The sequence below is a fragment of the Candidatus Kaelpia imicola genome (genome assembly GCA_030765505.1).
Classification (GTDB): Bacteria; Omnitrophota; Gorgyraeia; order Kaelpiales; family Kaelpiaceae; genus Kaelpia; species Kaelpia imicola.
Genome location: JAVCCL010000043.1, coordinates 1 through 12986, shown reverse-complemented (window position 1 = coordinate 12986; position 12986 = coordinate 1). Strand labels below are relative to the sequence as shown.

The 12986-nt window shown below is 35.8% G+C and carries 9 protein-coding genes; 3 read left to right on the top strand and 6 right to left on the bottom strand.

Going from position 1 to position 12986, the window contains the following annotated elements; all coding sequences use genetic code 11:
* Nucleotides 1-238: 238 nt before the first annotated feature.
* Both P9L98_06600 and P9L98_06595 read right to left on the bottom strand, forming a co-directional pair.
* Complete coding sequence (locus P9L98_06600; GenBank protein MDP8216962.1) at nucleotides 239-1597, bottom strand: alginate export family protein; 1359 nt, start codon at nucleotides 1595-1597, stop codon at nucleotides 239-241.
* 369 nt (nucleotides 1598-1966) lie between these two features.
* Nucleotides 1967-2413, bottom strand: coding sequence for a hypothetical protein (locus tag P9L98_06595; GenBank protein MDP8216961.1), 447 nt, complete (start codon nucleotides 2411-2413; stop codon nucleotides 1967-1969).
* Nucleotides 2414-2533: 120 nt separating this feature from the next.
* On the opposite strand from P9L98_06595, the gene P9L98_06590 reads away from it, so the two are divergent.
* Entirely contained in the window at nucleotides 2534-4225 is a 1692-nt protein-coding gene (locus tag P9L98_06590) for a tetratricopeptide repeat protein (GenBank protein ID MDP8216960.1), read from the top strand.
* On the opposite strand, the gene P9L98_06585 is transcribed toward P9L98_06590, so the two are convergent.
* From P9L98_06585 to P9L98_06570, 4 genes are all read right to left on the bottom strand, one after another.
* The gene (locus P9L98_06585) at nucleotides 4222-5898 is read right to left on the bottom strand and encodes a glutamine--tRNA ligase/YqeY domain fusion protein (protein ID MDP8216959.1); all 1677 of its coding nucleotides are present in this window, start codon (nucleotides 5896-5898) and stop codon (nucleotides 4222-4224) included. The genes P9L98_06590 and P9L98_06585 overlap by 4 nt on opposite strands.
* A 335-nt stretch (nucleotides 5899-6233) precedes the next feature.
* Complete coding sequence (locus P9L98_06580) at nucleotides 6234-7148, bottom strand: hypothetical protein (protein ID MDP8216958.1); 915 nt, start codon at nucleotides 7146-7148, stop codon at nucleotides 6234-6236.
* A 300-nt stretch (nucleotides 7149-7448) separates the two neighbouring features.
* A complete protein-coding gene (locus P9L98_06575; protein MDP8216957.1) occupies nucleotides 7449-8105 on the bottom strand; it encodes a class I SAM-dependent methyltransferase in 657 nt (218 codons plus the stop codon).
* A gap of 50 nt (nucleotides 8106-8155) precedes the next feature.
* Nucleotides 8156-9172: an SGNH/GDSL hydrolase family protein gene (locus P9L98_06570; protein MDP8216956.1), complete on the bottom strand. Its 1017-nt coding sequence runs from the start codon at nucleotides 9170-9172 to the stop codon at nucleotides 8156-8158.
* A 404-nt stretch (nucleotides 9173-9576) separates the two neighbouring features.
* On the opposite strand from P9L98_06570, the gene P9L98_06565 reads away from it, so the two are divergent.
* Nucleotides 9577-11016, top strand: coding sequence for a class II fructose-bisphosphate aldolase (locus P9L98_06565; GenBank protein ID MDP8216955.1), 1440 nt, complete (start codon nucleotides 9577-9579; stop codon nucleotides 11014-11016).
* Nucleotides 11017-11043: 27 nt separating this feature from the next.
* Nucleotides 11044-12657 (top strand): fructose-bisphosphatase class II, encoded by a 1614-nt coding sequence (locus P9L98_06560; GenBank protein ID MDP8216954.1) that lies wholly within the window; start codon nucleotides 11044-11046, stop codon nucleotides 12655-12657.
* Nucleotides 12658-12986: the final 329 nt, after the last annotated feature.

Genomic DNA, 12986 nt, shown 5'->3' with positions numbered 1-12986 from the left:
TTTCTGAGTATTTTAACACTCCATATACACTAATTGCTGAAAAGATCTTGACTACTTTTAAAATAATTTTCCTAATACCATCTACTTCAATTTTATAGCTATATTTAACCCTTAATATTTAATATTGAAAACTAAATATTCAGGACTACTAAATCAAGCTGAAAAAGGAAAAAACAACTTAAAAAGAAAAACCCCCGTAAAAATCTACGGGGGTTTTAAAAACCAAACTAAATAACTTTTAGAAACTAACTGCTATAGAACCAAGCAGTTCATATGCATCATCGTTGTTTGTAGCATCAAATACATCACCCGGCATAAACCAACCAGCCTGTAAACCTATGACAACATCTTCTGTATAATCATAGATTAAAGCAAGGTCGATTTCATCACCAAGATCATCTTCACTATCTATAGTAACTGAACCGACTGGTGACCAGCTAGAATACGACTGGTCATTAGAAGATGTAAGTTTCTCATCTAAAATATAATGGAACCAGTCAAGTGCAATTGTTAAATCTTCCGTCGGTTGAAAAGAACCACCGAGGTTTATGATGTTTGAGTTTGAATTCACACCAGCATTTGCACCGCTAAATAAATAATCAGCAATCAAACCTTTGGTCTGATCTTCATAGAGAGGTAACCACGCTTCATAATCACCGCTTGATGTTCCTGCTTTCTCACCAGATCTATAGTCATAACAAAGTTTAATCATAGGAGCATATTCATTATCCCAAACATATGAACCTTCCACTGTTGCTGCCATAGCATCAAGGTCTCTATTGGTTACAGCAGGACCATTAGCATAGTCTCCACCCTGGATAGCAATCTCTGCACCAACTGTTAAACCATCAACAGGGGCTAAGCTGCCTCTTAAACCAAGAACATAACCATCGATATTTGCTTCGCTTGATGAGTAAGAAGCTTCTGGATCGCCATCAACGTAGAAGAAATAACCTTCTGCTTCTGCTTCATAGTCAGCAAAATCATAAGCAAAATTTATACCGAGAATATCTTCATCCTCTGTGCTTGCTGCTTCAAATGCCTCATCAATTTTTGCATAGACAAGATCGATTGTCCAAGGATCATAATCAAGCACACCGCGGATAGCATCAAACGATTTAATTTTGCTCAGATAAGGAGCATTTGTTAAATCACTATCTGACGATTTAACTGCATTTGTGTTAGGATCACCGACAACAAGTTTGCTGCCGTATGCAAGCTCTTGACGGCCTATCATAACTGTTAAAGGAGAATAGAATATCTCCTTTAAAGTTATATAAGCAAGGTCCATGATTGCATCAGTAGTATCTCCACTGCTACAATATTGCGTATCCCACTCTCTTTCATTTACAAGTCTAACTGTAGCTGCAACATTATCTGTTAAATCTGCATCTACTCTTAAACGAGTAATTGTGGCAAAGAAATTTTCTTCGTCACCCGCACCACCTTCAATGTCAGTACTTCTGTCATCTAAATCAAACACATACTGACCTACTCCATAAGTAGTGATATCACCACTTACTTTTACATTCTGTACAGCTGCAAATGCTGGCATAGCCAACATCATAAGCGCTGCAATAATTAATAACTTCTTCATTTACTTTCCTCCTTAAGTTAATTCATAGGTTCGCTAATTCCTTACTAACGAGCCTTCTTCCCCTTTCTGGAGAAGAATATACAACGGTATTTACCGATATATTCTTTTCATCTTCCCCTTTTAACCCTTGGACTGACTTTTTTACATCACCTCCTTCTGTCCCGGCTTAAGTTAACGGGAGATGTTTAAATGGAAACCAATCATTAAGATTGGCATCGTATCCCCAAAGTTTTAAAGAACTGTCCTTTTGTAGTATTTTATAGTCTTTATAGAACCTGTCAAGATAAAATTGGTAATAAATTAATCTTATCTTGATAAAATATTAACTCTTTTTTTATAATAAATAGGTCTCAAAGCAGTATTTATAGCCTATCTATTGAATAATTCACTCTCAGAACGAGGTGAAACAGCTATTACAAGGCTTGAAGATGAACCTTTGCCGTCTATTGTTATAACTACAGACTGCTCATCTTTCTCAAAATTGAGTATTCTTCTCTCGTATTCTATGAAATTAATAGGCTTCCAATTATATAGAGGCATCTGCTCTTTGTAGAAGACAACCGTCTCTTCAGGAGAGACCCTGCCTGTATATTTAAGAAGACCGACTCTTACCTCATCAGTCTGGAAAGCAAAAGATTCTGCTGCAATAAACTTAAAACTACTCGGCACCGGTATATCATCAAATTTAAGAAGAGTTGATACTTCAAGCTGTTTCTCGAAATCGCTGGAATGAGAACCTCTTCTACCAGAGATAGTAGAACACCCTGCTGTAAAGACCGACAAAACTATAATAGAAACTAAGAAAACTCTAATCATCTTTCACCTCCGTTTATTGATAACATTATTACTTTAAGATAATAAATTGTCAAGATTCAATTTAGAAAACCTATAAATATCTATTGCTAAAACCCATCTCATAAACTATATTTTTAAATAATGCTATCTAAAATATCTAAGGATAAAAAGATAACAGTCTCTCATATTCTCCTAATAACTGTTCTCATAGCTATCATCTACTCTAACTCAATCAATGTAGGTTTTCTCTGGGATGATAAAGCTCTAATTAAAAACAATGTTTACGTAAAATCTCCTACCAAAATAGCCGAAGTATTTAAATCTGACTGGGGTGCAGGAGCAGGAAAAAGATATAATTTCTACCGCCCGCTTGCAACTCTAAGCTATATGCTTAACTATTCATTGGATAGATTAAACGTCAGATACTACCATATATTCAACATACTATTACATATACTTGTTGGAATATCTTTATACTGGCTTTTAAGATTACTGCTGTTAAACAGATTACTATCTTTATTAACAACCTTGCTGTATATATCCCACCCGATACATACAGACTCAGTAACATATCTATCTGGAAGAGCAGGAATTTTAGTCGCCCTATTTGTAGTAACCGGATTCATGCTGTATATAAAAAGTACAAACAAAAAATCAAAAACTCTTTTTAGCTTATCACTTATAAGCTATATTCTATCCTTGCTATCAAAAGAGAGTGCATTAATATTTGTCCTGATAATCTTCTGCTATCACTACATCTTTAATTTAAAAATAGATAAACTTAAAATTGTCTCTCTAACAATAGTAACATTCATATACCTATTTATAAGAAGTTCGATTATTGAATCATCATTAATAGCTAATCTAATCTCTCTAAACTTCATTCAAAGAATCCCGGGATTTTTTGTAGCCATAGTAGATTATCTGAGAATACTTATTATACCCTACGGCCTACATTTTGATTATGGCAAGCTTACATTCTCCTGGGGTTACTATAAAACACTTTTAGGCCTATTCATATTTATAGGTTCTATCTATTACGCACTTAAAACAAAAAATAGAGATAGAGTATTGAGTCTCTCTATTCTCTGGTTTTCTATTGCTTTAATTCCTGTATCAAATATTTTCTATCCCCTGCCTTTTTATATGTCAGAACATTATCTATATATTCCTTCAATAGGATTCTTCCTAATATTTATAGTTTTAATTACAAAATTGATTAAAAAATTAGATAAATCCAAACAGCTTAAAATTTCAATCTATCTATTCTTAGTTTCATTAATAACGACTTACTCCTCTCTTACATATAGACAGAATAATTACTGGAAGAACCCGATAACCTTTTACAAACATATAATAAAATATAACCCTAAAAGTACTAATGCATACATAAACTTAGGCTGTGAATACAGAGAGATGAGTGATATAAATAATGCATACTTATGCTACAAGAAGGCTCTTGATCTTGACAAAAATAATGAAGAGACATATAACAATCTCGGATTTATCTATTTAACTAAAGGTAATATAAGGAGTGCAATAGCGAGCTTTGAAAAAGCAATAGAGCTCAATCCTCAATACGGTTCAGCCTATACAAATCTGGGAAACCTATATAGTTCTCAGAAAGAGATAGATAAAGCTCTACCTCTCTATAAAAAGGCTATAGAGATAAACCCTAATGACGCAAGCGCATTTTACAACTTGGCTGTAACTTCTTTTATCCGTAAAAGATACAGTCTTGCAAAAGAGTATTGTCTAAAGGCTCTGGAATTAGGATTTGACAAAGCTCACCCTGACTTCTTAAAGACACTTAAGATAAAAAACAACCGTTAAGATTGCTGCTTATTAATCTTGGCCCAGCTGTCACGCAGAGAGACAATACGGTTAAATATCAGATTATCTTTAGATGAATCTTTATCTAAAGTAAAGTATCCTTTTCTCTCGAACTGATACCTTATGCTTTTCTTTGCATCAGAAAGAGAACTCTCAAGCTTAGCATTCTTAATAACTGATAGAGAGCCGGGATTAAGATTAGACTTAAAGTCTTCTCCCTCTTTTGCTTCATCAGGATTAGGTTTTAAGAAGAGATGGCCGTAGAGACGGACCTCTGCATCAACTGCACTCTCTTTTGAGACCCAATGAAGAGTCGCTTTGACTCTTCTGCCATCCGGAGCATCTCCTCCTTTGGTTTCGGGGTCATAGCTGCACCTCAACTCAACTATCTTACCTTTATCATCTTTTATGACTTCCTTGCATCTTATAAAGTAGCCGTAACGCAGCCTTACCTCACGTCCTGGCGATAAACGATAAAACTTACTTGGAGGCTCTTCCATAAAATCATCTCTTTCGATATAGAGAATGCGGGAGAAAGAGACCTTCCTTACCCCCATAGACTCATCTTCCGGATTATTTACCGCATCAAGCTCTTCAATCTTATCTTCGGGATAATTCTCTATTACAACCTTTAGAGGATTAAGCACTGCCATAACTCTTGGTGAGGTCTTGTTCAACTCTTCTCTGATTGAGTTCTCAAGCAGGCTTATATCAATACGGCTATTTACCTTAGATACCCCTATCTTATAACAGAAATCTCTAATTGACTCCGGAGTATAGCCACGCCGCCTAAGACCTGATATTGTCGGCATCCGGGGATCATCCCAGCCGGTTACAACTTCTGAGTTAATCAGCTCTAATAACTTTCTCTTACTCACAACAGTAAAGGAGAGGTTTAACCTTGCAAACTCAATCTGCTGGGGATGGTAATAATCAAGCTGATCTAATATCCAGTCATATAAGGGCCTATTGTTTTCAAACTCAAGAGTACAGATTGAATGAGTTATCTTTTCAAAAGAGTCGCTTAAGCAATGGGCAAAGTCATACATCGGGTATATCACCCAGCCGTCTTTAGTTCTATGGTGATGCTCTCTTTTGATCCTATATAAGACCGGATCACGCATGAGCATATTAGGATGGGCCATATCTATCTTAGCCCGCAATACTTTTGAGCCGTCTTTAAACTCACCCTCCCTCATCCCTTTAAATAGATCTAGATTCTCATCGACTACTCTATCTCTATAAGGACTATTCTCTCCAGGTTCTGTAAGCGTACCGCGGTGCTCTCTTATCTCATCCGTTGATAAATCACAGACATAAGCCTTACCCTTCTTTATAAGCTCTAGAGCAGCCTGATAAAACCTCTTGAAGTAGTCCGATGCAAAATATTCCCTATCCTCCCAGTTAAAACCAAGCCAGCTTATATCCTCTTTTATAGAATCAACATACTCAACCTCTTCTTTGCTGGGATTCGTATCATCAAAACGGAGGTTACATAACCCTTTATACTTCCCGGCCAAGCCAAAGTTAAGACAGATAGATTTAGCATGGCCGATATGAAGATAGCCGTTAGGCTCAGGAGGAAATCTTGTATGGATTTTTTCTCCATACTTACCGCCAAGTAAATCTTTATCGATAATCTCTGTGATAAAATTAGAGAGTTCTGTCTTCATAAATTATAGCTGTTTTAAAAACTACCCCTCACTATTTATTAAAGTTAATTTTGTCCATTAAAGCTTGATTTTTTAACCCTGCCATCCTCCTATACCAGAAGCGGACGGACCTCTCTCTTATGCTTCACCGCTTCTCTCATAGCAAGCTCAGCCTTCTGATGTAATGTTAACCTTCTCTTCTTCACAATCTTACTATTTATACTCTTAAATAGCTATAAGGTTTTAAATACAAACTCTCCTGAGCTGGTCAATGCTGATAACACAAAAATCAGCTGCCCTGCGAAGCCTGTTTCTACTATAAATCTTCTTTAGCGGCGTGATAGGAGCCAGCTGGATTATTTTGTTAGAATCAAATCATCTATCCAATTATTGTCTATTAAGAAATCAAATATCTCTTTTGCTAATGTCTGAGTGCCTATCTCTGTTAGATGACAGCTATCAACAAAAAGTTTATCTATGGATGTTTGGTCTATCCTTTGCTTAAAAGCATTGAAAGTATTTACAGCAGGCTCAATCTTTTTATCTTTATATTCACGATAATCACTGTACAATTCGTTGTCAGAACCTCTCCGCAGATAGTCAACCGCTAAGGCATATTTTATTTTATTTTTCCTGCATATCTCCTTAACTATGCAAAAATCTGATTTGTAGCCATTACTATAATTATGTTTATAAATTTGATTTAGACCCATTATATAATCATATACTCTATCAACTGCAGGATACCATTTCTGTTTTTTAGAATAACCTCTGTCGTTTATTACAGCAATTACTCGAAAAATCCGCAGATGATATAACCCTGACCAGATAAGATTTCTAATCCTATAATTAGCGGCAGTTAATTTCGGTATTTCATATCTATCCGTCAGTTTTGCGCCTTTTCGCCATATAACAATATCGGGCTGATAATCTATAAGATACAATTGAAAAAATCTTTTAATCTGCCGGGACGATCCGCCGGGAAGGCCGGCATTTAAAACCTTTATGCTCTTATTGGAATATTTTTTCTTTAAAAGCTGTTCTAATAAATACGGATATGACTCTTTATATGTTACCCAATTACCGTAAGTAGTTGAATCTCCTATAGATATGATTCTTATTTCATCTTTTTTCTTTTCTTTAATAGGATTTCCCCAATTCCACCCCCTTTCGGATGGGTAACGGAACAATCCCTCTCGAGGTATAAAATAACAGAGAGGGTCATATTCTGTCCAATCTGATCCTCTTATAAAAAAGTGTTTAATTTCCAAAATATTTTCTTTATATAAAAAAGGAATATCTTTATTAAAATACTTATTTAAAGAAATAGATAAAAATATTCTTGTACATAACTCTAATATTACTATAGAGAATACAGCAGCCCAGAAAGTTTTTTTAATAATTTTCTTTAAAGAAACAATAATATATTTTATTTGCATCTATATATAGATTTCATTTAATACAAAAAGTCAGCACCCTGAACAAACCCGAAGGACGTATAGTCATATCCGCTGAATTAAACTGTTATATGATTTTCTTCTTTTATAGCTATATGTTTCTACTAATTAATGTCAGCTTTGGTTATTTTTTAAATTACTGCGCCAGACAAGACATGCAGAGTTTTCAATAAATCCTTCATAAATCAGCCAGTCTTGATCATCTAGAAGCTGCCGAAATCGTGTATTATAGTATACTATACGAACCTTACGGGGATTTGCTGCTAAAGAGTCCTTTATATTACTAAGAACCCGTTCCAGTGTTCTTCGGCCAAAGGGATCAAATAAAAAGACCGCGGTAATCTCTATGGGGTCAAAATAGGCAGCATCGATATTCAAAAGTTCTATCGGAGAATTTTTGCGTCTAAGGCTCTTTAAGTTCATCTGGGCAATGGCAAAAAGCTCCGGATTTAACTCTACGCCAATAACCTTTTTTATTTTCTGCTGGGCCATAAAAAAAATTACTCTTCCTTTACCGCAGCCTAGATCTGCAAATACATCGTCCTCCGTTGGCCTTAAATAGGCCGCCATCTTCTCCAATCGGCCAAAAAAAGTCGGGCAGTAATCAACCATATCTTTATAAAGGCTATTATCCTCGGTTATTCTAAAGAGATTGCCAGCGTTTATACCCAGCAGCCTATCGTACCAGCGAGCTTTTATAATGGCGAATTTAAGTCTTAAGTCTCTATAGAGATATCCATATTTCTCAATAAAATAGTTCTTGATGCTCATATAACGATTGAGTTCACCTGCATTTTAGAAATGTCAGGTAAAATTATTTGTTAGATATTATTTATCTCTTCATATATTGCTTCGGCTAATTTTTTAGCGATAATACTATACCCAAAAGGAGTTGGATGAATATTGTCATAAAAAATTTTATTTTCTCTGTTTTCTTTAAACGCATCTACAAGATCAACCAAACGGCATTCTCTTTTCTGCGCTGTTTTTAGTATTAACTTATTATAGGGAAAAACCTCATCGTTATAGATTTCTTCAGAGACAGGATAGGTTAAGAAAATAACTTTTGCTTTATTCTTTTCTGCTAAATCAATAATCAATTCTAAGTTATTCCTATATTCATTCTCCAACTCTCTTTCTTGTAAACCCGTTCTTTTTTTAGCAGAGGTTATCATCTGATTACGCAAATATATTTTTTTAAATAAACTATAGAGATATGAGGTACTTCTCAAGCCTTCATCTATTTTTCTGACTACACTATTCTCAATTTGGTTATAAAACCTTTTGGCTTCAAAATGGTCATTAACACCGAAGTAAACGGTGATTATATCGGGCTTCCAAAAATCGATATATTTATTTAACAGACGATATCCTTGATAAGCGCTATATCCGTTAACTCCAGCATTTATCACTTCAAAATGAATATTTTTCATTTTTTCATTCAGCAAAGATTGCAGCTGCTGTTCATAAGTATACTTGTAATCTATCTCCCAGCCTAAAGTAGTTGAATCTCCCAAGCAAACGATACGAAGGTTATTCTTCTTTTTTTCGCTTGTAATTTCAGGTCCTCTTATCCCCTGCGAGTTAATATTTAGGGTTGTCGGCTGGCCTATAATTTCACCCATAGCATAAGAACCTTCATTGAAACGCCAGTATAGGTCGGGATCTTTGGAGCACCAGCCAATATCCTCATGGTGATAAATGAAAGAACGAATGTCATTAATAGATTTATGATCAAACGGGATATAATTGGTTAATCGTAACAAAATCTCAATCAACCCTAAACTAATAACTATGCTGCTTAAAATTATTACGGTTTTATTAATCTTCTTTTTCATAACTATTCAGCAGTTAACAAACAGACTTCATAATTTATGGTTTTTTTCAAAGGTTTCCTTGTTGATTCTAACTATATATCTATGCTATTTATGTGTCAAATTGGAAATTTATAATTTAGACAAAGCAAAAATTGGTCGGATAATGTTTCGCAATTATTCTATAATATTGAAAATACATATTGCGTATGATATAAAATTTTACAGAAAAAAACATAAAAATAAGAACTCAATACTTACTGTTGAAAAACATAATCTGGTTTAATTGCTTCTATTGCTGTATGGACCAAAAACCTTATATTGAACCTCAAGTAAGATTTTTTCACAAGACCTTGACACAGTTTATTAAGTATGCTATAAATGTGATGAGGAGTTAAATGTTAACTTTAAAAAGAAGGGGGGGCAAAATGCGGAACATAAATTCTAAAGTAATATTAGCATCTTTTCTCTTGGTTTTTTCTCTTATAACTCATAATGAAAATATTGCTAATTATACTTGTCGGCGTGTGCATACTGAAGATAGGTTTTTTCAAATTCATCCTATGTTAGTTTCATCGGCAGAAATTCTTTTTATTGTTCAAGAAAGCGGGCGTCAGGCAGTTATTATGGCCGTCAATCCCCGAAGTGTTCCTGATATAATAATTCCTGCTATTATGCAGGCGGCTATGGATGCCAAAACTCCGATAATGTTTGAACTTGCAGCGTCAGAAATAAATGTAGAGGTTGACTATAATGATTTGAAAAAGGCATATGTGGGATTAACTCCAGCTGAGTTTGTAGAAAAGATTCGCTACTATGCATATCAGTTAGGACTAAATGTTCCTTTTGCAATTCATGGAGATCATGTAGCTGTTAAGAAAAATACAGAAGAAGAGATCGTTAAAGCTGAAGCATTAGTACGAGCAGAAGTTGAAGCAGGATTTTCATCAATTGCACTTGATCCTTCACATTGTATGGAATTAGATCCTCTAAAGTTAGTCGAAAGATTGAATGGTTCATCATTGGATGATTTAAAACTTATTCCGGATGTCGCAGATGTGCTCGCCCAGAGAATTATTGACCATGGTGAATTTAGCAGTTTGGAGGAATTACAAGAGATAGAAGGGATTGGTGAAGCAACAGCTGCGGTAATAACGACCTATCTTGAGCTTCTTGATAATATAAATATTACAGCCCGATTAGCCAAACTTATCCCGGAGGGAGTTGGATTAGAGGTTGAGGTAGGTGAAATTGGGCATACAGTGCCTGATCCTGAAAATCCAGAACAAAATATTCAGGTATTAACAACAGTGTTAGAGGCAACAACATTTACCAGAGCGCTGCAAAAAAGAGGTATTAATCCTGATATGCTTGCAATTCATAATGGTACCGAACATGGCTGGTCTCATGATGCAGATGGAAATAGGGTGCCGCAGCTGGGAATTGATTTACAGAGGACGAGTGAAGTTAAAGATGATATAGCCCCGTTAGGGGTTGTTCCTGTCCAGCATGGTACTTCATCGACCTCGCCAGAAAATCTGGCTCTTTTCGTTGCCAGCGGGATTTTTAAAGCTAATGTTGCTACCAACTGGCAAGATATTATGTTAGATAATATACCTCCAGCTATGCGGGTAGAAGTAGAGCAATGGATCTGGGATAATTTTGGAGAAAAGGAAAGACCTAAACATGATTCAGACCAAAGGTTTATGGATAAATCTATAAAATGGGCAAATAAATATATCATCCGTGGTGATTTTGGCGAAATTCCGGAAGCAAATAGAGCTTTAATTTGGAACGCTGCTTATGAAAGCGCAATGGAATACTTTAGGTCATTTAATTCTGTAGGGATACTTGAAGAAACTCCCTGATGTGCTATAATTAATAGAGGGGGTGATATGATTAAAAAGTTAATATGTATTCTGGGACTAATTATAATTTTCCCGGAATTAATTTTTAATAATACTTCTATTGAATTATCGCTAAGGCGTACTCAAGAACCTATACAGTCAGTTCCTCAAATTCAATTATTTACTCCTAATGGCGATAGCCAATTTGACTATGGTTTTAAACAGGCAGGAGAAGTTGAGATAAATTCACTTTTTGGAGAAGTGGATTCTTCAATTTTTGAACAGCCGGGAATGGAAGTATTACGTGTTGCTCTAGCAGCATCAATTGCTGCCAAATTTGGGAGCGGTCAGGCAGCACCTGTAAGCGATGCTAAGCCAGTTGTATCAAATATCAAAGCTAAGATGGACCTTGCAGCAGTAAGAGCTGCTCAAAATCAATTAGTGGAATTATGTAAAACAACCGGCTATGTTGTTGTCCTGGAGGGAGAAGAAGGTCCAGGGAGAGATTCCTCAGCAGGTGCAATACCCGGGACGCTATTTACCTCTCAGGGTATGATTCTTCCGAAATATTATCAGGTTGAAGAGTTCTGTTCCTCTGAAGGCAAAAGATATGTCCCTGACACGATAGCGGATGTGTTAAAAGTTTTAGAGTGGGAACATATAGGAATTGGGCGCGATGAAGTTAAAGGAGTAATATTTATAAAATTCGACACTATTGAGAATACTACTTCTACAGCTTTAGGTGAGATTGGCGGCTGGAGTTTTGCAAGTATGAGAATGTTTTCTTTCCCGGAATCCGGTGCAACCTCACCAGATATTCTTAACATTCCTGCACATTATACTCCTGACGGCTATATAGGTGGTTGGACATTTAATGCTCCCCAACCTGTTAGTATTGCGCCTTATGAATTACCTGAGTCGGCTGTCCCTAAACTTGCAGCTGCTTATGGTGAAACTGTTGATGAGTATTTAAGTAAGACCAGATTTGTAATTTTACAGAGAGCAAGACATCAAAGGATTATAGACGATTTAAAAGCAATGGGAGCAACTTATGTTACGATGAAAGACGGTGATATGCCTCCCAGAGTGTTTTCGCTTATGCAGGAAGAAGTACTGGGTGAGAGAATAGTTGTTTTAGGTACTAGTGGTGCCTGTGAAGCTTCTGCTGCGGTAAATACAGGGATGGCGTTAAGAGATAGAGATGCACAGTTTTCACTCCTTCAGACTACTACAGAATCCGGTCTTCTTCATGATGATGTTACTGGCTGGCATGAAGGAGGAGCGGAATTTTCAGATGAGGAAATTGGGGAATTTCAAGCACTCAATATTCCAATAGGACACTATACTCAGGGAATATCAGTTAGCCAGGTTGTTACCTCAACGCATGAATCCCGGTTTTTATTCCTTATCCCTGTAACCGGTGCCAGAGAAGAACTGATAGGTAATATGGCCTCAGAACTTCCTGGGATAGAAATAATTGAACAAGGGAATGGGGCTAAGGTTAACATTCATGCCTTGGTAGTTTATAGCGAAGGAAGAAGAGAAAACGGCGGAGCATTTATTTTAACTATTCCTCTCCAGATTCAGAATTTACAAAGGACACGAGCCTTAATGCTGCATCTTGGCAGACAGTTTATTATTTTAGAGGAAACACCGCGGTAGAGAAAATTTTTCAATTTCAGTTGTATAATTTCCTTAATTAATTTTCAATTGTTACTAACATATCAATTTGGAAATTTATAATCAGACAAAACAAAAATTAATCTAATAATGTTTCGTAATTGCTCTACAATATATTACATATAATATGAGAGCTTTGCAAAAAAGGAATACAGAGATATGTTCTACCTCTTGATAGAAACACGCTACCTATTCTTATTCTAAGCTCGCGCAAAGAAGAGCCAATCAGTAAATGATTTATCATTAACTAGTACATTGGTGGAGGTCACTGGCTTGATGAGTATTTCGCCAAATACGTTTCGCAACACAGC

Bases quoted from the DNA above. Each gene is read 5' to 3' on its own strand.
- P9L98_06600 (MDP8216962.1), bottom strand. From the start codon at position 1,597: ATGAAGAAGTTATTAATTATTGCAGCGCTTATGATGTTGGCTATGCCA.
- P9L98_06595 (MDP8216961.1), bottom strand. From the start codon at position 2,413: ATGATTAGAGTTTTCTTAGTTTCTATTATAGTTTTGTCGGTCTTTACA.
- P9L98_06590 (MDP8216960.1), top strand. From the start codon at position 2,534: ATGCTATCTAAAATATCTAAGGATAAAAAGATAACAGTCTCTCATATT.
- P9L98_06585 (MDP8216959.1), bottom strand. From the start codon at position 5,898: ATGAAGACAGAACTCTCTAATTTTATCACAGAGATTATCGATAAAGAT.
- P9L98_06575 (MDP8216957.1), bottom strand. From the start codon at position 8,105: ATGAGCATCAAGAACTATTTTATTGAGAAATATGGATATCTCTATAGA.
- P9L98_06570 (MDP8216956.1), bottom strand. From the start codon at position 9,172: ATGAAAAAGAAGATTAATAAAACCGTAATAATTTTAAGCAGCATAGTT.
- P9L98_06565 (MDP8216955.1), top strand. From the start codon at position 9,577: ATGCGGAACATAAATTCTAAAGTAATATTAGCATCTTTTCTCTTGGTT.
- P9L98_06560 (MDP8216954.1), top strand. From the start codon at position 11,044: ATGATTAAAAAGTTAATATGTATTCTGGGACTAATTATAATTTTCCCG.